Below are 18,614 nucleotides of genomic sequence, written 5' to 3'. Positions count from 1 at the left end.
TGAAAATGGGGTGCGGCAAGCCGCTTTTGATTGCGTCTGCTTGAGGCTTGTCGCGTGCCACTTGAACGGTCTTTAGAACACCGAGGCGTAGTCGCCCAACTCGATCTGAACCGACTTGATGCGCGTGTACTGGGCCAGCGAGCTGATGCCGTTTTCACGACCGACGCCCGACTGCTTGTAACCGCCGACCGGCATTTGCGCCGCCGACTCGCCCCACGCGTTGATCCAGCAGATACCGGCTTCCAGCAAGTGAATCACGCGGTGCGCGCGGTTCAGGTCACGGGTCACGATGCCCGCAGCCAGGCCGAAGTCGGTGTCGTTGGCGCGGCGCACCACTTCGTCCTCGGTGTCGTAACCAAGAATGCTCATCACCGGGCCGAAGATCTCTTCGCGCACGATGGTCATCTCGTCGGTGCAGTCGGTGAACACGGTTGCAGCCACGAACGCGCCCTTGTCGAAAACGCCACCGGTCAAACGGTCGCCGCCGCACAACAGGCGTGCGCCCTGCTCTTTGCCCTTGGCGATGTAGCCCAGCACGCTTTCCATGTGTTCAAAGCTGACCAGCGGACCGAAATTGATGTTTTCGTCTTCCGGGTTGCCGGGACGAATACGCTTCACACGCTCCAGGATTTTCGCTTCGAACTCGCCTTTCAGGGCATTCGGTACGAACACGCGCGTACCGTTGGTGCAGACCTGACCGGAGCTGTAGAAGTTGGCCATCATGGCGATGTCGGCGGCGCGATCCAGGTCGGCGTCGTCGAAAACGATCAGCGGCGACTTGCCGCCCAGCTCCATCGTCACTTCCTTGAGCGACGAACTCGACGCACTGGCCATGACTTTCTTGCCGGTGTCGGTGCCGCCGGTGAAGGAGACTTTCTCGATGCGCGGGTGCTCGGTGATCCAGGTGCCGACTTCACGGCCGCTGCCAGTCAACACGTTGAACACGCCGTTCGGCACGCCGGCTTCGGTGTAGATTTCTGCCAGCTTCAGGGTGGTCAGCGAGGTGACTTCGCTCGGCTTGAAGATCATCGCGTTGCCCGCAGCCAATGCCGGGGCGGACTTCCACAAGGCGATCTGGATCGGGTAGTTCCAAGCACCGATACCGGCGACCACACCCAGCGGCTCGCGGCGGGTGTAGACGAAGGACGAATCACGCAGCGGAATCTGCTCGCCTTCGATGGCAGGCACCAGGCCTGCGTAGTATTCCAGCACGTCGGCGCCGGTCACGATGTCAACGTAACGGGTTTCGGAAATGGCTTTACCGGTGTCCAGCGTTTCGAGCGCGGCCAGCTCATCGTTGCGCTCACGCAGGATATCGACGGCACGACGCAGGATGCGCGAACGCTCGACTGCAGTCATTGCGGCCCAGATCTTCTGGCCCTTCTCGGCGGCGACCACCGCACGCTCGACGTCTTCCTTGCTGGCGCGCTGGATCTTAGCCAGAACTTCGCCGTTCGCAGGGTTGATCGAGTCGAAGGTTTCAGTGTTGCTGGCATCGACATAACCGCCGTCGATGTAGAGTTTTTGCAATTCAAAACGGGCCATAAAGTCCTCGCAAATTCAGTGGGGGGCGATGACTGATTTCAGTGTGCCGGAAACTTTGGGCAACACGTGTATGCAGTCGTTCGGCGAGCGGGCTTCAAAAGCACTCAGCTCGCTGATTTCGCCAGTTGAAAATCCATGTATTCGTAAGCGATCCGTTGCGCTTGCTCGGTGTCGAATGCATCGCCTGACAAAGCGCCTCGCAGCCACAGCCCATCTATCAGGGCTGCCAGCCCACGGGCGGCGTTGCGTGCCTGTTCCAGTGGCAAGGTGCGACGGAACTGGCAGCACAGGTTGGAATACAGACGATGGTCGTTGATACGCTGCAATCGGTGCAGCGAGGGGTGATGCATGCTGGTCGCCCAGAAGGCCAGCCAGGTTTTCATGGCCGGGCCGCTGACCTGACTGGCGTCGAAGTTGCCTTCGATTATCACTTGCAGATGCGCCCTGGGGCTGTCTTCGGTCAATGCCTGACGGCGTTCGCGGACGTTCTGGATCAGGGCGTTCATCAGATGCCGCATCGTCGCGGCAATCAGGCCGTTCTTGTCCTGAAAATAGTGACTGATGATGCCGTTGGAGACGCCTGCCAGGCGTGCGATCAGCGCAATGCTGGCATCGCCCATACCGACCTGATCGACCGCCGTGAGCGTGGCCTGGATCAGTTGTTGGCGGCGGATGGGTTGCATACCGACCTTGGGCATTGGCGCAAATCTCCCGGTTGTCTGCAGTGATCGTTGTACCAAAATGGTGACGCCAGTCTAAAGATTTTTTATTGAACGATCAATCAATAAAAAATCAGTGGCGAGTTTTTAGCGGCAAGCGGCAAGCGGCAAGCTGAAAAGCGCCTGAATGCGGGTGTGCCGGGGGATGCGTCAAGGCGCAGATTTGTGACGCGGAGCGTCACGACAGGCATCCCCACGCTGGAGCGTTGGGAACGATGACCTCAACTATCGTGCTAATGCCTCATCCTCAACTATCGTGCGACGCTCCGCGTCGCATGCCGTTCTGGACGCTCTGCGTCCGGTCTTCAGCGCTGGAACAGCTCAATCCTGCAACACCACACTCGCCAATTCATCAATCGCTTCCTGCCTCTCGCCCTGATTCGGTTTCGGATGCGGGTTGAGTGTTGACCACTGCGGGTGGGCGCGGGCTCGAGAAAGCGGCTCGGGGATCTTGCCTTTGCGCCAGGTCTTGTCCTGTGGCGTGGTCAATTCCATGCTGTGAATGGCTGCGTGCCCTCTCACGCCCAACGCCAGCAGCAAATGGCCCTGACGCAGCGCGAGCAGGCGCAGCACGGCATCATCGACGGTCAGTTCTCTGCGGCCCTTGAGCTTGCCCAGCAAACGGCCGCCATAGCTGCGCGCCGTCAACAAGGCTCCGCCTGCAAGCGCGCCGACCAGCGCCGCCGCACCGAGGGTCACGCCACCAACCATCAAATCTACCCCCGCCCCGGCGGCTGCACCCGCCGCCACGCCGCCGCCGACGCGCACGCCCATCAACTTGAGGGTTTCGGGGTTGAACAGGTCATCGCCCCAACGGCCGTCCATCAACGGCAGGTCGCTGGTGGACACGTCGTCTTTGCGAAACGCGTACAGCTTGAGCAGCGCCTCGACGCAGTGCTGCTCACGCTGACGAACAGCCTGGCGCAACGCTTCCACCGCCTGCCGCTCTTGCTCGGGAAGCGTCTCGACGCTGCGCCGACAGGCCGCGCAGTCAATCAACAGCTCAGCGATAAGGCGTGCCGCGCTGTGTTTTCTGGCCTGGCGTTGCTGCTGCTGATCTTCAATCAGACGCTCGAGCCGGGGCCGCGCGCTTTCCAGCAGCAGTGCCAGGCTTTCATACAGACGACGGCCGCCGTCTTCGGGCGGCGCCACACTGTCGAAACGCACCAGCGCATGCAGCCCCAGACGCGAAAGCGCTTCTCGCCACTCGGGCTCGCGGTGTTCGCGCGCACTGACGAAATTCAGCACCGGCAGCAGCGGCTTGCCACAGCTCGCCAGCACCGCCAGTTCATCACGGTATTTGGCCAGCACCGGTTCGCGCGCATCGATCACATACAGCCCTGCGTCCGAGGCGAGCAACTGGCGCATGACCTTGGCCTCCTGCTCAAAGCGCTGCCGTGCTTCGCTGCCCTCCAGAAAGCGCGCCAATCGCGCAGGGCCATCCAGTCGTTCGCCGGGACGATCCAGCCGCTCAAGGTAATCGAGCAGCGCAATGGCATCCTCCAGACCGGGCGTGTCGTACAGCTCGAGCAGCGCCTGACCGTCTACCGACAGGCGTGCCCCCTCCACATGACGGGTGGTGCTGGGCCGATGAGAAACTTCGCCGAAGCTGACATCGCCGGTCAACGTGCGCAACAGCGAGGTCTTGCCGACATTGGTATGCCCCACCACTGCGAGCTTGATGGCGGGTGCGTTGTCCATTTCAGTCATGGCCCGTCTCCAGCCAGTTCAAGGGCGCGCTATTTGTGCGGGACAATTGCAGTTGATCCAGCGCGACATGCCAGTCGTCAAGGCGCTCAGGGTCGAGCGTCTGCCCGGCAGGCGCGGGCAGCAGCCAGAGGCGTGTCGCCCCTGCACAACGCGCCAGTTCGGCAATCAGCGCCAGACTGCCGCGATCCGGTGAACGACGCGGATCACAGGCGATGACCAGGCGCGCAGGCGGATAGTGGGCCAGTTGCTCCAGCAACTTCTGGCGCGATTCACGGCTGTCGAGCACCCCGGCATCGGCCACACCAGACGGCAACTGTGGCGGCCAGACCTGCTGATCATCCAGCTCGATGGCCACCAGCAGCGCGCCGTCGCTTTCAGCAGCACCCGCATTGGACTGCACCTGATGCAGCGCAGCAGGCTCGGCATCGTTGACGCCCAATCGCTCGCTGCTGGGCATCAGCCGTTCACGCAGTTCAAGGTATTCCGGCAGCTCAAGGTCAAGACGCAGGGCCGCCCGCCCACGCTTCCAGCGCCACAGGCAAAACACCGCCAGCAGCAAGCGCGGCAGGATGCCGTACACCAGCAGCACACCGACCAGCCAGGCGGCCCAGGCCTGCCGAGCGTTCTCGATACTCAGCGCGCCATTTCCGCTGGCGCGGATCATGGTTTCATCCGGCACGCTGAAACCCAGCCAGGCCGGGAGCGTGCCGAGGGTCTGAGTCAGGCTGACGAAGGTGTCGCTGCTCAGAATGGTGGTTTCCCAGACAAACCCGTAACGCCGGGTCGCCATCAGCATCAACAGCACCACCAGCGCACTAATCAGCGCCAGCAGCCACAGGCTATTGACCATCAATCCAAGCACCCAGCGATTCAGGCGTTTGCGTTGCAGCAGCAGAACCAGCGCAGGCGCGAGTTGTGCGGCCTGAGCATCGCGGGCGAGCTTTTCGCTCAACCACAGCCACAGCCGCCCCAGCCCGGTGTTGCTGCGCCCGGCGAAGATCAAACCGAGCGCCCAACTGGCCAACAGCATCAGGTTCAGGCCCAACAAGCTGCCCAGCGCCCAGAACACATTGACCGGGGCCTGGCCGTCCCCCATCGCCGCGAAGGCCAGGCCCGCGCCGCTGATGACGGCCAGCACGGCCAAAACAATCAACGCCAGCCGTGCGCCCTGCTTCCAGCGATGCAGCGCCGCTAGCATGCCGTCGCGTTCAGCCAGCCCGAGGGCACGGTGCGTGATGCGGGCAGTCAGGTCGCCTCCGGCAGCGCGGGCACGGCGGTTGGCTTCCTGATCATCCAGCGCGCCCGCCTGTTGTTCACGCAGGCGCACGGCTTCGGTCAGCCAGAGAGTATCGAGGGGGGTCAGTGCAGTCACACGGGGTCTCTTGAATGGATACTGCGGGATTGAATACTGCGGTGAGCATAACCGCTGTCATCGGACTGAGCACGGCGCGTATCAGTTCATTCGCCCGCCCCGCGACCTCTGATATCCTCGCGCCCATGAAAACTCATCTCCCGCTCAGCCTGATTGCCGCCCTTGGTGAAAACCGAGTGATCGGCGTCGACAATTCCATGCCCTGGCATCTGCCGGGGGATTTCAAGTATTTCAAGGCCACGACCCTCGGCAAGCCGATCATCATGGGTCGCAAGACCTGGGACTCGCTGGGCCGCCCACTGCCCGGCCGTCTCAATCTGGTGGTCAGCCGCCAGACGGACCTGCAACTTGAGGGTGCGGAGGTCTTCCCGTCACTGGACGCCGCCGTGGTACGCGCCGAGCAATGGGCGCAAGAACAGGGCGTCGATGAGGTGATGCTGATTGGCGGTGCGCAGCTTTATGCGCAGGGTCTGGCGCAGGCGGATCGTCTGTACCTGACTCGCGTAGCGTTGAGCCCTGAAGGCGACGCATGGTTTCCGGAATTCGATACGGCGCAGTGGGCGTTGGTGTCCAATGCCGAGAACGCTGCCGTTGATGAAAAGCCTGCTTACAGCTTCGAAGTCTGGGAGCGCGTCTGATCAGCGTTTTTCAGCGCTTTTGAGGTCGCTGACGAAAAACCGCAACAAAAGTGTCGTTTTTGGTTTCGTCGTCGCAAATAAAGGGGCAAACGGCGTCTTTCGACCTTTTTCGGGTCGCTGACGTACTTTTGCCTTCACAATAATTTGTTACGGTCTGCCCCTTCGTTTTTTTGACAAGGGGAAATCGCCTATGAAATTCGCGCCAAAATTGCTGGCTGTTGCACTCTGCGCCGGGCTTGCCAGCCAGGCTTTTGCTGCCACCCAATTGAAGCATTGGCCCGAGCCTGCCGCCAAGGCACTTGACGCGATGATTGCCGCGAATGCCAACAAGGGCAATTACGCGGTCTTCGACATGGACAACACCAGCTACCGCTTCGACCTTGAAGAGTCGCTGCTGCCGTACATGGAAAACAAAGGCCTGATCACCCGCGAAACCCTTGACCCGTCCCTGAAACTGATCCCCTTCAAAGACACCGCCGAACACAAGGAAAGCCTGTTCAGTTACTACTATCGCCTATGCGAACTCGACGACATGGTCTGCTACCCGTGGGTGGCGCAGGTGTTTTCCGGCTTCACGCTTCAGGAACTCAAAGGCTACGTCGATGAGCTGATGGCCCTGAAAAAGCCGATCCCTGCGACCTATTACGACGGCGATACCGTCAAGCAGCTCAATGTCGAGCCGCCACGCGTGTTCACCGGGCAGACCGAGCTGTACAACAAGCTGATGGAAAACGGCATCGAGGTCTATGTAATGACCGCCGCGTCCGAAGAGCTGGTGCGCATGGTCGCCGCCGATCCCAAGTACGGCTACAACGTCAAACCGCAGAACGTGATCGGCGTCACCACGCTGCTCAAGGACCGCAAGACTGGCGAATTGACCACCGCGCGCAAGCAGATCACCGCGGGCAAATACGATGCGAAAAGCAACATGGGCCTGGAGCTGACGCCCTACCTGTGGACCCCGGCAACCTGGATGGCCGGCAAGCAGGCGGCGATTCTGACTTACATCGATCAGTGGAAAAAACCGGTGCTGGTCGGCGGCGATACGCCCACCAGTGACGGCTACATGCTGTTTCACAGCGTCGATGTGAGCAAAGGCGGCGTGCACTTGTGGATCAACCGCAAGGACAAGTACATGACCCAGCTCAACGGCATGATCAAAGCCAATGCCGAAGCTCAGGCCAAGGAGAAGTTGCCGGTGACGGCAGACAAGAACTGGGTCATCGTCAAGCCGGACGAGATTCAGTAAGCGGTGAAGGACTTGCGGGTTGTTACCAACCCGCAAGCTCATTCAGTCGACTTTCTCGAACTTCAAATCCCACACACCGTGGCCGAGTTTTTCACCCCGGCGCTCGAACTTGGTGATCGGACGTTCCGCAGGGCGCGGCACGTACTGGTTGTCTTCGGCCTGATTGCGATAGCCAGGCGCTACGCTCATCACTTCCAGCATGTATTCCGCGTACGGGCCCCAATCGGTGGCCATATGGAATACGCCGCCGACTTTCAGCTTGCTGCGCACCAAGGCGGCAAACTCGGGCTGCACGATCCGGCGCTTGTGGTGGCGGCTCTTGTGCCACGGGTCCGGGAAGAACAGCATCAGTCGATCAAGGCTGTTATCGGCGATGCAGCGGTTCAGCACTTCAATGGCGTCGCAATCGTAGACGCGCACATTGGTCAGCCCTTGGGTGAGCACGCCATTGAGCATCGCGCCCACGCCTGGATAATGCACTTCGACACCGATAAAATCCTGTTCCGGTGACGCCGCGGCCATTTCCAGCAACGAATGGCCCATGCCGAAGCCGATCTCCAGGGTGCGCGGCGCAGAGCGGCCGAACACCTGGTCGAAATCCACCGGCGTGTCGGTCAGCGACAGGCCGAACAGCGGGCGCCCCTGGTCCAGACCACGCTGCTGGCCTTCGGTCATACGGCCAGCGCGCATCACAAAACTCTTGATACGGCGGTGAGGTCGCTCTTCGCCTTCTTCGGCAGCAGGCAACTCGGGGGGCGGAACGTGTGTATCAGTCATCAACGGGCTCTTACTTGATCAGGCCATCCAGCGGCGAAGACGCGCTGGCATAGAGTTTTCGTGGCATGCGCCCGGCGAGGTACGCCAGACGACCGGCAATTACAGCGTGCTTCATCGCTTCGGCCATCATGACCGGCTGCTGCGCGTGGGCGATGGCCGAGTTCATCAACACCGCCTCGCAACCCAGTTCCATCGCGATGGTGGCGTCGGACGCAGTGCCGACACCGGCATCGACCAGCACCGGCACTTTGGTTTCTTCAAGGATGATCTGCAGGTTGTACGGGTTACAGATCCCCAGACCGCTGCCGATCAGACCGGCCAGCGGCATGATCGCGATGCAGCCGATTTCAGCCAGCTGGCGAGCGATGATCGGGTCATCGCTGGTGTAGACCATGACGTCGAAACCGTCCTTGACCAGTATTTCAGCGGCCTTGAGGGTTTCGATCACGTTCGGGAACAGGGTTTTCTGATCCGCCAGCACTTCCAGCTTGACCAGATTGCGACCGTCGAGCAGCTCGCGAGACAGGCGGCAGGTGCGCACGGCCTCGACGGCATCGAAGCAACCAGCGGTGTTCGGCAGGATGGTGTAGCGGTCAGGTGGCAACACGTCGAGCAGGTTCGGCTCGCCCGGGTTCTGGCCCAGGTTGGTGCGACGCACGGCAACGGTGACGATCTCGGCACCCGAGGCTTCGATGGCCAGACGGGTCTGTTCCATATCAATGTACTTGCCGGTGCCCACCAGCAGGCGCGACTCGAAAGTCCGACCGGCCAGGACGAAGGGCTTGTCGCTGCGAACATCGCTCATCGGAAATCCTCATAACGTGCAAATTGGGGTTCGGTGCAGGGCGAGTGCGAACTAGCCACCACCGATGGCATGCACCACTTCGACCTGATCGCCTTCGCGCAAAACGGTCGATACGTGCTGGCTGCGCGGCACGATGTCCAGGTTCAGCTCCACCGCAACCCGGCGTCCGGCAAGGTCCAGGCGGGTCAACAGCGCCGTGACGGTCTCGCCATCGGGCAATTCAAAGGATTCACCGTTCAACTGAATGCGCATGCGACAGCAGCCATCATTTTAGGGGGCCAGCATTCTAGCCCGATCAGCCGGTATGACCAAGGCAAAGCCACGCCATTCGTCTCGAGCGGCCTGTTGTTCAGGGAGCACTCAAGGAGCGGAACCCAGCCTCCAGGCCGCCAGCCCCAGCATCGACCAGCCAAACAGAAACGCCAGACCGCCGAACGGGGTGATGATGCCCAGCTTGCTGATGCCGGTCAGGGTCAGCGCGTACAGGCTGCCGGAGAACAGCAGAATGCCGATGGCGAAAGAAAACCCGGCAAAATTGATCAGGCGTCCGGGGATGTGCGTCGCCAATACGGCCACGCCCAGCAGCGCCAGCGCATGGATAAGCTGGTAAAGCACGCCGGTATGAAAAACCGCCAGGTACTCGGCGCTCAGGCGTTCTTTCAGGCCGTGAGCCGCGAATGCGCCCAACGCCACGCCGGTAAAGCCGAAGAAAGCGGCCAGCATCAAAAAACTACGAAGCATCAGGAACTCCAGGGAAAAATCGTCGGAAGGCGCACGGTCTGTATAATGGCCCGCTCAACGGGTTCGGCCAAGCCATCTCTATGCTGCAAATCATTCTCCGTCGCCTCATGAAAGCCCTGCTGTGGTTCGCTGCGGGCAGCGCTCTCGTGGTTCTGGTCCTGCGCTGGGTACCGCCACCGGGCACGGCGCTGATGGTCGAGCGCAAGGTCGAATCCTGGTTCGACGGCGAACCCATCGACCTGCAGCGCGACTGGGAGCCGTGGGACAAAATTTCCAACAATCTGAAAATCGCGGTCATTGCCGGCGAAGACCAGAAGTTTGCCGAGCACTGGGGCTTTGACGTCGACGCGATTCAGGCCGCCATTCTGCACAACGAGCAAGGCGGTTCGATTCGCGGGGCCAGCACGTTGAGCCAGCAGGTGTCGAAGAACCTGTTTCTGTGGTCGGGCCGCAGCTACCTGCGCAAAGGGCTTGAGGCCTGGTTCACCATGCTCATTGAATTGCTGTGGTCCAAGGAGCGCATCCTTGAGGTGTACCTCAACAGCGTCGAATGGGACGAAGGCATATTCGGCGCCCAGGCTGCCGCGCAACACCACTTCCGCACCAACGCCAGTGCACTCTCCGAGCAACAGGCCAGCTACCTCGCCGCCGTCCTGCCCAACCCCCGCCAATGGAGCGCCAGCCACCCGAGTGGCTACGTCTCGCGTCGCGCGGGCTGGATACGTCAACAGATGCGTCAACTGGGTGGGGATGAGTATTTGCAGGGGCTCAATAGCAGCCGTCGGTGGTGAGCGCGCCACAAAGAGGGCGCAGAGCGTCCAGAACGGCATGCGATATTGAGATTATCGTTCCCTACGCTCCAGCATAGGAATGCGGTTCGTGACGCTCTGCGTCACAAAAGAGGATGCGAAGCGTCCGAAGCGGCATGCGACGCGGAGCGACGCCCGATAGTTGATACACAAACGAAAACGCCCCGATCATCTCGGGGCGTTTTTCGTTGCCGGGGTAGGCTTACGCAGCGATCGACGTCTTGAGCTTGTTCATCGCGCTTTTTTCCAACTGACGAATGCGCTCGGCGGAGACGTTGTACTTCTGCGCCAGGTCGTGCAGCGTGGCTTTTTCTTCGGCCAGCCAGCGCTGGTAGAGGATGTCGCGGCTGCGTTCGTCCAGCACGTCCAGCGCCTGATGCAGGTTGGCGGTGGAGTTGTCGGTCCAGTCTGCATCTTCCAGTTGACGCGCCGGGTCGTACCGGTGGTCTTCCAGGTAGTTGGCAGGCGACTGGAACGCGCTGTCGTCATCCGCCTCGGCTGCCGGGTCGAAGGCCATGTCGTGACCGGTCAGGCGGCTTTCCATTTCGCGAACTTCGCGCGGCTCGACACCCAGGCTTTCTGCGACGCGATGCACCTCGTCATTGTTCAGCCAGGCCAGACGCTTCTTCTGGCTGCGCAGATTAAAGAACAGCTTGCGTTGCGCCTTGGTCGTGGCGACCTTGACGATGCGCCAGTTGCGCAGGATGAACTCGTGAATTTCGGCTTTGATCCAGTGCACTGCAAACGACACCAGACGCACGCCCATTTCCGGGTTGAAGCGCTTCACAGCCTTCATAAGGCCGACGTTGCCTTCTTGGATCAGGTCAGCCTGAGCCAGACCGTAACCCGAATAACTGCGCGCGATGTGCACGACGAATCGCAGGTGAGCGAGGACCATTTGTCGGGCCGCGTCCAGATCCTGCTCATAGTAGAGACTCTCAGCCAGTTCACGCTCCCGCTCCGGCGTCAGCAAGGGAATGCTGTTGACCGTGTGCACATAGGCCTCAAGGTTTGCACCCGGGACTAAGGCATAAGCAGGTTGCAAAGAAGTGGTCATACGAAAAAACCTCCAGCGCACATGTGATGTGCAGTTCAACACTAGCCAGATTGACCCGGAACCGCTAACCAAGTTCCTTGATTTTCAGAAGCCAATCTGGTGAACGAAAAAATTCCCTTTAGCGGGGCGCCAGTTCACGCAAGTGACGAGCGACCGCAATCCAGGCACCGATATACCCTAACAGAACGGCTCCAAGCAAGAGCGAAAGACCATCACCCGTCGGAACACCCGCCAGCGCAAAGTCGCTTCCATACAGACCCGCCAGCCCGACGACCGCACCGTTCAGCCAGTTAAGACCATACGCCAGAACCCCCCAGGACAGGATCCCTGCCCCGAAACCGTACAGCGCGCCCATATAAAGGAAGGGTCTGCGCACGTAGCTGTCGGTGCCGCCCACCAGTTTGATGACTTCGATTTCGGTACGGCGGTTTTCGATGTGTAGACGTATCGTGTTACCAATTACCAACAGCAAAGCCGAGACCAGCAGAACCGTCAAGCCGAAAACGAACCGGTCACCCAGTTTGAGGATCGCCGCCAGTCGTTCGACCCAGACCAGATCCAGTTGCGCCTGCTCCACTTTCGGCAGGCCGGCGAGCCGGGTGCGCAAGGCTTCCAGTGCGGGCTTGTCCACTTCGTCCGGAGTGACCAGCACTACGCCTGGCAACGGGTTCTCCGGCAATTCCTTGAGCGCCTCGCCCAAGCCGGACTGTTGCTTGAACTCGCCCAATGCCTGTTCGCTGCTGATGTACTCGGCATCTGCCACGCCGGGCATGGCCTTGATCTCATCGCGCATGCGGGTGCCATCAGTGGTGCTGGCATCCAGATTCAGATAAATCGAAATCTGCGCCGCACGCTGCCACGAACCACCCAGGCGCTCGACATTGCTCAACAACAATGACAGGCCCATGGGCAGGCTCAGGGCAATGGCCATCACCAGACAGGTAAAGAAGCTGCCGATCGGCTGCTTGGTCAGACGACGCAGGCTGTCGAGCAGACTGGACCGATGACTCTCCAGCCAGGCAGACAACAGCGCGCTGAAGTCAGGGCCGTCATCATCATGATCGTGGCGCGGTTTTTTCTGCTTTTGCGGCGAAGGATCGGCGGCTCTGGGCGCGACGCGCTCTGAAACCTTGGGGCTGCGTGTGGCACTCATACTCCAGCCTCCCCGTCACCGATCAGACGACCGCGTTGCAGGGTCAGCATGCGGTGGCGCATGCGGGCAATCAATGCGAGGTCGTGACTGGCAATCAGCACGCTGGTCCCCAGTCGGTTGATGTCTTCAAACACGCCCATGATTTCCGCTGCCAGACGTGGATCGAGGTTACCGGTCGGCTCATCGGCCAGCAGCAAGGCCGGGCGATGGACGATAGCGCGGGCAATGCCGACACGCTGTTGCTGGCCGGTGGACAGGTCGCCGGGGTACAGATCGGACTTGTCGGACAGCGCCACACGCTCAAGTGCCGAATCGACCCGCTTGGCAATCTCCGGCTTGGACAAGCCGAGGATCTGCAGGGGCAAGGCGATGTTGTTGAAGACCGTGCGGTCGAACAGCAACTGGTGATTCTGGAACACCACGCCGATCTGCCGACGCAGAAACGGGATCTGCGCGTTACTGATCTGCCTCAGATCCTGACCTGCCAGCATCAGTTTGCCGGTCGTCGGGCGCTCCATGGCCAACAACAGGCGCAACAGCGTGCTCTTGCCGGCACCGGAATGACCGGTGACGAACAGAAACTCGCCGCGACGTACTCGAAAGCTCAGTTCATGCAACCCGACATGTCCATTCGGGTAGCGCTTACCGACCTGCTCGAATCGAATCATGGACGCTCCCGCTCCGCAAACAGAGCCTGAACAAAGGGTTCGGCCTCGAAGGTACGCAGATCATCAATGCCCTCGCCCACGCCGATATAGCGAATAGGCAGGCCGAACTGCTTGGCCAGGGCGAAAATCACGCCGCCCTTGGCTGTGCCATCCAGTTTAGTAAGTGCCAGCCCGGTCAGGGTGACCGTCTGGTTGAATTGTTTGGCCTGATTGATGGCGTTCTGACCAGTACCAGCGTCGAGTACCAGCAGGACTTCATGGGGAGCGTCGGCGTCGAGTTTACCGATCACACGGCGAACCTTCTTCAACTCCTCCATCAGGTTGTCCTTGGTATGCAGACGCCCGGCAGTGTCGGCAATCAGCACATCAATGCCACGGGCCTTGGCGGCCTGCACGGCATCGAAGATCACCGAGGCGGAATCGGCGCCGGTGTGCTGGGCGATGACCGGAATGTGGTTACGCTCGCCCCAGACCTGCAATTGTTCGACAGCGGCAGCGCGGAAGGTGTCACCCGCCGCCAGCATGACTTTCTTGCCTTCCAGTTGCAGCTTCTTGGCCAGTTTGCCGATAGTCGTGGTCTTGCCTGCGCCATTGACGCCTACCACCAGAATCACGAAGGGCTTGTGCTCGGCCTTGATCACCAGCGGTTGCTCGACCGGCTTGAGCATCGCTGCCAGCTCACCCTGCAGCGAGGTGTACAACGCTTGAGCGTCGGTCAACTGCTTGCGCGCGACTTTCTGGGTCAGGCTCTTGATGATGACTGACGTGGCCTCGACGCCGACATCTGCGGTCAGCAGACGGGTTTCGATTTCTTCCAGCAGGTCATCATCAATGGCTTTCTTGCCCAGAAACAGGCTGGCCATGCCTTCGCCGATGCTGGCGCTGGTCTTCGACAGGCCCTGCTTGAGGCGAGCGAAGAAACCGACCTTGCCGGCTTCTGCCTCTGGCACAGGTGCCGGTGCTGCTGGCGCTATGATCGGAACCACTGTCTGAGCAGGCTGCACTGGCTGAAGGACGGGCTGGGCCGCGACAGGTTCAGGTTCAGGAGCAGGTTCTGCAGCAGGCTCAACCAATACCGACTCTTGAGCGCTGAGCGGCAGGATATCGGCTACAGGTTCGGCTTGCGGCTCATAGGCGACAGGTTCGGACACCACCGGCTCAGGCACGACATGAACATGACCCTGTAGCGGAATCGCCGGGGTTACGTGCGGCTCGCGCTCATCACTCAGCGCCACCGACTCTTCGTTGACCGGCAAGGTCAGCCAGGGCTGAGGTGACGGCGCGCCCGGCTCTACATTGATCTGCGGGGCAGGCGCATCCGCCTGGGGGATGCTCTCGGGCGCAGGTTGCGGGGCAGCAGATGGCTCGACCAGGGGGGTCTTTATAACCTGATCGATGACCGGTTCGGGTTGCGCCGGCGATGATTCTGGCGGCGTTGGTTCGGCTTCTTGCTGCGGCTTCTTGCGCAGCCATCCGAACAGGCCTTTCTTCTCACCAGCCGCAGCTGGGGTCTTCTTGTCGTCGCTGGAACCAAACATGGATGACGGCTATCTCAAGGTTGCGGGCCGCCAGAGGGCGGCGCGGAAAATTCTGACATGCAAAACAGACTGCGTTTAAGACTTCTTGTTCACTCAGCGGCCGCTTAAGCAGCTACCTTTACCTGCGCTTTAAACAGGTTTCACTCGCAATTGGCCAGTGAAGGCTGTCTCTGAGGCAAACGGATCAGTATCCTAACACCCCCGCGCCCGCCGACGCTAAGTTCACGCGGGCCGTCCTACAGGTTCAAACAACGAATGAATGCTCTAGCCCGCCGCGCCGCAGGCCTGCTGCTCAGCACGATTTGTCTGCCTTTGACAGCATTGGCTGCTGACCCGCAACCGACCCATGAATTTACCCTGGATAACGGCCTGAAGGTGGTTGTCCGCGAAGATCACCGCGCTCCGGTGGTGGTTTCCCAGATCTGGTACAAGGTCGGCTCCAGTTACGAGACGCCGGGCCAGACAGGTCTGTCTCATGCCCTTGAACACATGATGTTCAAAGGCAGCAGCAAGACCGGGCCGGGGGAGTCCTCGCTGATTCTGCGCGATCTGGGCGCTGAAGAGAACGCCTTCACCAGTGATGACTACACCGCTTACTATCAGGTGCTGGCCCGCGATCGCCTGAGCGTTGCGCTGGAGCTGGAAGCCGATCGCATGGCAACCCTTAAACTGCCCGCCGACGAGTTCGGCCGCGAGATCGAAGTCATCAAGGAAGAGCGCCGTTTGCGCACCGATGACAAACCGATGGGCAAGGCTTTCGAGCGTTTCAAGGCAATGGCCTACCCGGCCAGCGGCTACCACACGCCGACCATCGGCTGGATGGCCGACCTTGAACGCATGAAGGTTGAAGAGCTGCGCCATTGGTACGAATCCTGGTACACGCCGAACAACGCCACGCTGGTGGTGGTCGGTGACGTGCAGCCGGACGAGGTCAAGGCACTGGCAGAGCGTTTCTTCGGCCCGATCCCGCGCCGCGACGTGCCGCCTTCGAAAAAGCCGCTTGAGCTGGCCGAACCCGGCGAGCGCAAGATTACCCTGCACGTCAAAACCCAGTTGCCGAGCCTGATCTACGGCTTCAACGTGCCGAGCGTAGCCACCGCCGAAGACCCACGCTCGGCCAACGCCTTGCGCCTGATCGCCGCCCTGCTCGACGGCGGTTACAGCGCGCGCATTCCGACACGCCTGGAACGTGGCGAAGAGCTGGTGTCCGGTGCTTCGTCGCGCTACGACGCCTTCGCTCGTGGCGACAGCCTGTTCATGATCAGCGCCACGCCGAACATGCAAAAGAAGAAGACCCTGGCCGATGTCGAAGCCGGCATCTGGCGTCTGCTCGATGACTTGAAAACCAAGGCGCCGTCCGCTGAAGAACTTGAACGCGTCCGTGCTCAGGTCATCGCCGGCGTGGTTTACGAACGTGACTCGATCACCAGCCAGGCGACCATGATCGGCGAGCTGGAAACCGTCGGCCTGTCCTGGAAACTCATGGACAAGGAACTGGAAGACCTGCAGAGCGTGACCCCGCAGGACATTCAGAAAGCCGCCAACACCTATTTCACCCGTGAGCGCCTCAGCGTTGCGCACGTTTTGCCTGAGGAGAAAGCCAAATGATCAAGCGCAATGCTCCACGTCATGCGCTGCTCGGCCTGATCCTGGCCGGTTCGCTGGGTGCCTTGGTCGCCCAGCCGGTTCTGGCAGACGACGCCCCTGTTGCCGAGGCAACCCAGACCACGCCCGCATTGGGCAGCAACCTGCAAACCCTGAAAGAACTGGACGGCAAGGCCCCAGCCCGCCGCGCCTTGAAAATCCAGACCTGGAACACCGCTGAAGGCACCAAGGTGCTGTTCGTGGAGTCTCGCGAACTACCGATGTTCGACATGCGCGTGATTTTTGCCGCTGGCAGCAGTCAGGATCAAAAATCGCCCGGTATCGCCTTGCTGACCAACGCCATGCTCAATGAAGGCGTCAAGGGCAAGGACGTCAGCGCCATCGCCCAGGGTTTTGAAGGGCTGGGCGCAGACTTCGGCAACGGCTCCTATCGCGACATGGCCGTCGCATCGTTGCGCAGCCTGAGTGCGGTCGACAAGCGCGACCCGGCCTTGAAGCTGTTCGGTGAGGTCGTGGGCAAGCCCACCTTCCCTGCCGACTCGCTGGCGCGCCTCAAAAACCAGCTGATCGACAGCCTGGAAAGCCAGAAGCAGAGCCCGGGTGCCATCGGCAACAAGGCGCTGTTCGAGCGTCTGTATGGCGATCATCCATATGCTCATCCGAGCGAAGGCAATGTAAAAAGTATCAATGCTATTACGCTGGCTCAACTCAAGGCGTTTCACGCCAAGGCCTATGCGGCTGGCAATGCGGTGATTGCACTGGTTGGCGACTTGTCGCGAGACGAAGCGCAAGCCATCGCGGCGCAGGTGTCCGCCTCGCTGCCAAAAGGCCCGGCGCTGGCCAAGGTTGCCGACCCGGTCGAACCCAAGGCTGGCCCGACGCACATCGAGTTTGCTTCCAACCAGACCCACCTGATGCTCGCGCAACTGGGCATCGACCGCAACGATCCGGATTATGCGGCGCTGACCGTCGGTAATTCGGTATTGGGTGGCGGCGGTTTCGGCAGCCGACTGATGACCGAAGTGCGTGAAAAACGCGGACTGACCTACGGTGTCTCGTCTGGCTTCACGGCCATGCAAGTGGCCGGGCCGTTCATGATCGGCCTGCAGACCCGTGCGGAAATGAGCGAAAACACCCTCAAGCTGGTCCAGGACATAGTTCGCAACTTCCTCGCCAGCGGCCCGACCCAGAAAGAACTCGACGACGTGAAGCGCGAGCTGACCGGGAGCTTCCCGCTTACCGCAGCCAGCAACTCGGCCATCGTCGGCCAATTGGGCGCCATCGGCTTCTATGATCTGCCATTGACCTACCTTGAGGACTACATTGCCGCCGCCCAGAGCGTGACGGTCGAACAGGTCAAGGCTGCAATGAGCAAGCATCTGAGCGCCGACAAGATGGTCATCGTCAGCGTTGGCCCGACAGTGGAGCAAAAGCCGCTGCCCGCGCCGACCGACAAACCCGTTCGCCAACCTGTAGGGGTCCCGGAACACTGATGGCCAATCCACGTCCGAAGGGCCATAACGGCCTGGGTCAGCTTCGTATCATCGGGGGAGAATGGGGCAGCCGCCGCCTGACCTTCCCCGACGCCCCCGGCCTGCGCCCGACGCCTGATCGCGTGCGCGAAACATTGTTCAACTGGCTCGCGCCTTACATCGCGGGCGCCAGGGTGCTGGACGTCTTCACCGGCAGCGGCGCGCTGTTTTTCGAGGCGCTGTCGCGTGGCGCCAGCATGGGCCTGGCACTGGACAGCAACGCTGCCGCCATCGCCAGCCTGCGCCAGAACCTCAACGCCCTGAACTGCACCAGCGGCCAGGTTGCCCAGACCGACGCCCTGCGCCATCTGGAAACCGCCACCGCATCGCCCTTCGACCTGGTTTTTCTCGACCCGCCCTTCCACCAGGGCCTGCTCGCTTCGGCCTGCACCCTGCTGGAAACCCAGGGCTGGCTGGCCGAAACCGCCTGGATCTACACCGAAAGCGAAACACCGCCCTCGACCACCGGCCTGCCGGGCAGTTGGCGATTGCATCGCGAGAAAAAAGCCGGACAGGTGTATTACGCGTTGTGGCAGCGGGGGTAGCACAGAAATCTGATTAGACGGGACGCACCCACTGGCGTCCCGTTGGCCGGATAATCAGTCCTTCCCCAAGCGACCTACCTAAATCGAAGACCAGTCCTACGTCGCCCTCGTTGACTCAAGCTAGCAGCCATAGTCCCATCTGCTCATACCC

General features: G+C 60.9%; 18 protein-coding genes. 6 read left to right on the top strand and 12 right to left on the bottom strand.

The genetic code is table 11. From position 1 onward, the window contains the following. Positions 1-72: 72 nt before the first annotated feature. The 4 genes from betB to PSPTO_RS02300 all read right to left on the bottom strand — a co-directional run bounded on the left by betB (position 73) and on the right by PSPTO_RS02300 (position 5,346). Positions 73-1,545 (bottom strand): betaine-aldehyde dehydrogenase, encoded by a 1,473-nt coding sequence (gene betB / locus PSPTO_RS02320; RefSeq protein WP_005763655.1) that lies wholly within the window; start codon positions 1,543-1,545, stop codon positions 73-75. Between the two features lie 104 nt (positions 1,546-1,649). Continuing rightward, positions 1,650-2,243 carry a transcriptional regulator BetI gene (gene betI, locus PSPTO_RS02315; protein WP_005737465.1) on the bottom strand — a complete coding sequence of 198 codons (594 nt, stop codon included), beginning with the start codon at positions 2,241-2,243 and terminating at the stop codon, positions 1,650-1,652. 342 nt (positions 2,244-2,585) lie between these two features. Beyond that, positions 2,586-3,974: a GTPase/DUF3482 domain-containing protein gene (locus tag PSPTO_RS02305; protein ID WP_011103141.1), complete on the bottom strand. Its 1,389-nt coding sequence runs from the start codon at positions 3,972-3,974 to the stop codon at positions 2,586-2,588. Beyond that, positions 3,967-5,346: a DUF2868 domain-containing protein gene (locus tag PSPTO_RS02300; RefSeq protein ID WP_005763651.1), complete on the bottom strand. Its 1,380-nt coding sequence runs from the start codon at positions 5,344-5,346 to the stop codon at positions 3,967-3,969. Before PSPTO_RS02300 ends, PSPTO_RS02305 begins: the two co-directional genes overlap by 8 nt. A 125-nt stretch (positions 5,347-5,471) precedes the next feature. Between PSPTO_RS02300 and PSPTO_RS02295 the strand changes: the two genes are divergently transcribed. Both PSPTO_RS02295 and PSPTO_RS02290 read left to right on the top strand, forming a co-directional pair. Continuing rightward, positions 5,472-5,984: a dihydrofolate reductase gene (locus tag PSPTO_RS02295; protein WP_007244533.1), complete on the top strand. Its 513-nt coding sequence runs from the start codon at positions 5,472-5,474 to the stop codon at positions 5,982-5,984. A gap of 190 nt (positions 5,985-6,174) precedes the next feature. After that, the gene (locus PSPTO_RS02290; RefSeq protein WP_005763647.1) at positions 6,175-7,233 is read left to right on the top strand and encodes a hypothetical protein; all 1,059 of its coding nucleotides are present in this window, start codon (positions 6,175-6,177) and stop codon (positions 7,231-7,233) included. Positions 7,234-7,275: 42 nt separating this feature from the next. Here the strand turns inward: PSPTO_RS02290 and trmB are convergent, their stop codons facing one another. The 4 genes from trmB to PSPTO_RS02270 form a co-directional block, all read right to left on the bottom strand. Continuing rightward, positions 7,276-7,923 (bottom strand): tRNA (guanosine(46)-N7)-methyltransferase TrmB, encoded by a 648-nt coding sequence (gene trmB, locus PSPTO_RS02285; protein WP_216598005.1) that lies wholly within the window; start codon positions 7,921-7,923, stop codon positions 7,276-7,278. 97 nt (positions 7,924-8,020) lie between these two features. Further along, a complete protein-coding gene (locus PSPTO_RS02280) occupies positions 8,021-8,815 on the bottom strand; it encodes a thiazole synthase (protein WP_005613959.1) in 795 nt (264 codons plus the stop codon). Positions 8,816-8,866: 51 nt separating this feature from the next. Then, positions 8,867-9,067: a sulfur carrier protein ThiS gene (thiS, locus tag PSPTO_RS02275; RefSeq protein ID WP_003379876.1), complete on the bottom strand. Its 201-nt coding sequence runs from the start codon at positions 9,065-9,067 to the stop codon at positions 8,867-8,869. Between the two features lie 108 nt (positions 9,068-9,175). After that, positions 9,176-9,556: a DUF423 domain-containing protein gene (locus tag PSPTO_RS02270; protein WP_005613956.1), complete on the bottom strand. Its 381-nt coding sequence runs from the start codon at positions 9,554-9,556 to the stop codon at positions 9,176-9,178. An 80-nt stretch (positions 9,557-9,636) separates the two neighbouring features. On the opposite strand from PSPTO_RS02270, the gene mtgA reads away from it, so the two are divergent. Continuing rightward, entirely contained in the window at positions 9,637-10,347 is a 711-nt protein-coding gene (mtgA, locus tag PSPTO_RS02265) for a monofunctional biosynthetic peptidoglycan transglycosylase (protein ID WP_011103140.1), read from the top strand. Positions 10,348-10,567: 220 nt separating this feature from the next. On the opposite strand, the gene rpoH is transcribed toward mtgA, so the two are convergent. The 4 genes from rpoH to ftsY all read right to left on the bottom strand — a co-directional run bounded on the left by rpoH (position 10,568) and on the right by ftsY (position 14,781). Then, positions 10,568-11,422: an RNA polymerase sigma factor RpoH gene (gene rpoH, locus PSPTO_RS02255; protein ID WP_003379873.1), complete on the bottom strand. Its 855-nt coding sequence runs from the start codon at positions 11,420-11,422 to the stop codon at positions 10,568-10,570. A 118-nt stretch (positions 11,423-11,540) separates the two neighbouring features. Next, complete coding sequence (gene ftsX, locus PSPTO_RS02250) at positions 11,541-12,575, bottom strand: permease-like cell division protein FtsX (RefSeq protein ID WP_005763640.1); 1,035 nt, start codon at positions 12,573-12,575, stop codon at positions 11,541-11,543. Beyond that, complete coding sequence (gene ftsE, locus PSPTO_RS02245; RefSeq protein WP_005763638.1) at positions 12,572-13,243, bottom strand: cell division ATP-binding protein FtsE; 672 nt, start codon at positions 13,241-13,243, stop codon at positions 12,572-12,574. The genes ftsX and ftsE overlap by 4 nt, the downstream gene beginning before the upstream one ends. Further along, positions 13,240-14,781 carry a signal recognition particle-docking protein FtsY gene (gene ftsY, locus PSPTO_RS02240; RefSeq protein WP_005763636.1) on the bottom strand — a complete coding sequence of 514 codons (1,542 nt, stop codon included), beginning with the start codon at positions 14,779-14,781 and terminating at the stop codon, positions 13,240-13,242. Before ftsY ends, ftsE begins: the two co-directional genes overlap by 4 nt. Before the next feature lie 255 nt (positions 14,782-15,036). Between ftsY and PSPTO_RS02235 the strand changes: the two genes are divergently transcribed. The 3 genes from PSPTO_RS02235 to rsmD are packed head-to-tail and all read left to right on the top strand — an operon-like array spanning position 15,037 to position 18,463. Beyond that, positions 15,037-16,389, top strand: a complete 1,353-nt coding sequence (locus tag PSPTO_RS02235) for a M16 family metallopeptidase (protein ID WP_005763634.1) — start codon at positions 15,037-15,039, stop codon at positions 16,387-16,389. Continuing rightward, a complete protein-coding gene (locus tag PSPTO_RS02230) occupies positions 16,386-17,879 on the top strand; it encodes a M16 family metallopeptidase (protein ID WP_005763632.1) in 1,494 nt (497 codons plus the stop codon). The genes PSPTO_RS02235 and PSPTO_RS02230 overlap by 4 nt, the downstream gene beginning before the upstream one ends. Further along, entirely contained in the window at positions 17,879-18,463 is a 585-nt protein-coding gene (gene rsmD / locus PSPTO_RS02225; protein WP_005763630.1) for a 16S rRNA (guanine(966)-N(2))-methyltransferase RsmD, read from the top strand. The genes PSPTO_RS02230 and rsmD overlap by 1 nt, the downstream gene beginning before the upstream one ends. Positions 18,464-18,614: the final 151 nt, after the last annotated feature.

It is taken from the genome of Pseudomonas syringae pv. tomato str. DC3000, from assembly GCF_000007805.1.
Taxonomy (GTDB): Bacteria; Pseudomonadota; Gammaproteobacteria; order Pseudomonadales; family Pseudomonadaceae; genus Aquipseudomonas; species Aquipseudomonas avellanae.
Note: the sequence above shows the minus strand (reverse complement) of the source record. Positions and strands in the feature narration are given on the sequence as shown.

What these genes read in the sequence shown, in the direction of transcription:
- betB (WP_005763655.1), bottom strand. Translation starts at nt 1,545, where the DNA reads ATGGCCCGTTTTGAATTGCAAAAACTCTACATCGACGGCGGTTATGTC.
- betI (WP_005737465.1), bottom strand. Translation starts at nt 2,243, where the DNA reads ATGCCCAAGGTCGGTATGCAACCCATCCGCCGCCAACAACTGATCCAG.
- PSPTO_RS02305 (WP_011103141.1), bottom strand. Translation starts at nt 3,974, where the DNA reads ATGACTGAAATGGACAACGCACCCGCCATCAAGCTCGCAGTGGTGGGG.
- PSPTO_RS02295 (WP_007244533.1), top strand. Translation starts at nt 5,472, where the DNA reads ATGAAAACTCATCTCCCGCTCAGCCTGATTGCCGCCCTTGGTGAAAAC.
- PSPTO_RS02290 (WP_005763647.1), top strand. Translation starts at nt 6,175, where the DNA reads ATGAAATTCGCGCCAAAATTGCTGGCTGTTGCACTCTGCGCCGGGCTT.
- trmB (WP_216598005.1), bottom strand. Translation starts at nt 7,923, where the DNA reads ATGCGCGCTGGCCGTATGACCGAAGGCCAGCAGCGTGGTCTGGACCAG.
- PSPTO_RS02280 (WP_005613959.1), bottom strand. Translation starts at nt 8,815, where the DNA reads ATGAGCGATGTTCGCAGCGACAAGCCCTTCGTCCTGGCCGGTCGGACT.
- thiS (WP_003379876.1), bottom strand. Translation starts at nt 9,067, where the DNA reads ATGCGCATTCAGTTGAACGGTGAATCCTTTGAATTGCCCGATGGCGAG.
- PSPTO_RS02270 (WP_005613956.1), bottom strand. Translation starts at nt 9,556, where the DNA reads ATGCTTCGTAGTTTTTTGATGCTGGCCGCTTTCTTCGGCTTTACCGGC.
- mtgA (WP_011103140.1), top strand. Translation starts at nt 9,637, where the DNA reads ATGCTGCAAATCATTCTCCGTCGCCTCATGAAAGCCCTGCTGTGGTTC.
- rpoH (WP_003379873.1), bottom strand. Translation starts at nt 11,422, where the DNA reads ATGACCACTTCTTTGCAACCTGCTTATGCCTTAGTCCCGGGTGCAAAC.
- ftsX (WP_005763640.1), bottom strand. Translation starts at nt 12,575, where the DNA reads ATGAGTGCCACACGCAGCCCCAAGGTTTCAGAGCGCGTCGCGCCCAGA.
- ftsE (WP_005763638.1), bottom strand. Translation starts at nt 13,243, where the DNA reads ATGATTCGATTCGAGCAGGTCGGTAAGCGCTACCCGAATGGACATGTC.
- ftsY (WP_005763636.1), bottom strand. Translation starts at nt 14,781, where the DNA reads ATGTTTGGTTCCAGCGACGACAAGAAGACCCCAGCTGCGGCTGGTGAG.
- PSPTO_RS02235 (WP_005763634.1), top strand. Translation starts at nt 15,037, where the DNA reads ATGAATGCTCTAGCCCGCCGCGCCGCAGGCCTGCTGCTCAGCACGATT.
- PSPTO_RS02230 (WP_005763632.1), top strand. Translation starts at nt 16,386, where the DNA reads ATGATCAAGCGCAATGCTCCACGTCATGCGCTGCTCGGCCTGATCCTG.
- rsmD (WP_005763630.1), top strand. Translation starts at nt 17,879, where the DNA reads ATGGCCAATCCACGTCCGAAGGGCCATAACGGCCTGGGTCAGCTTCGT.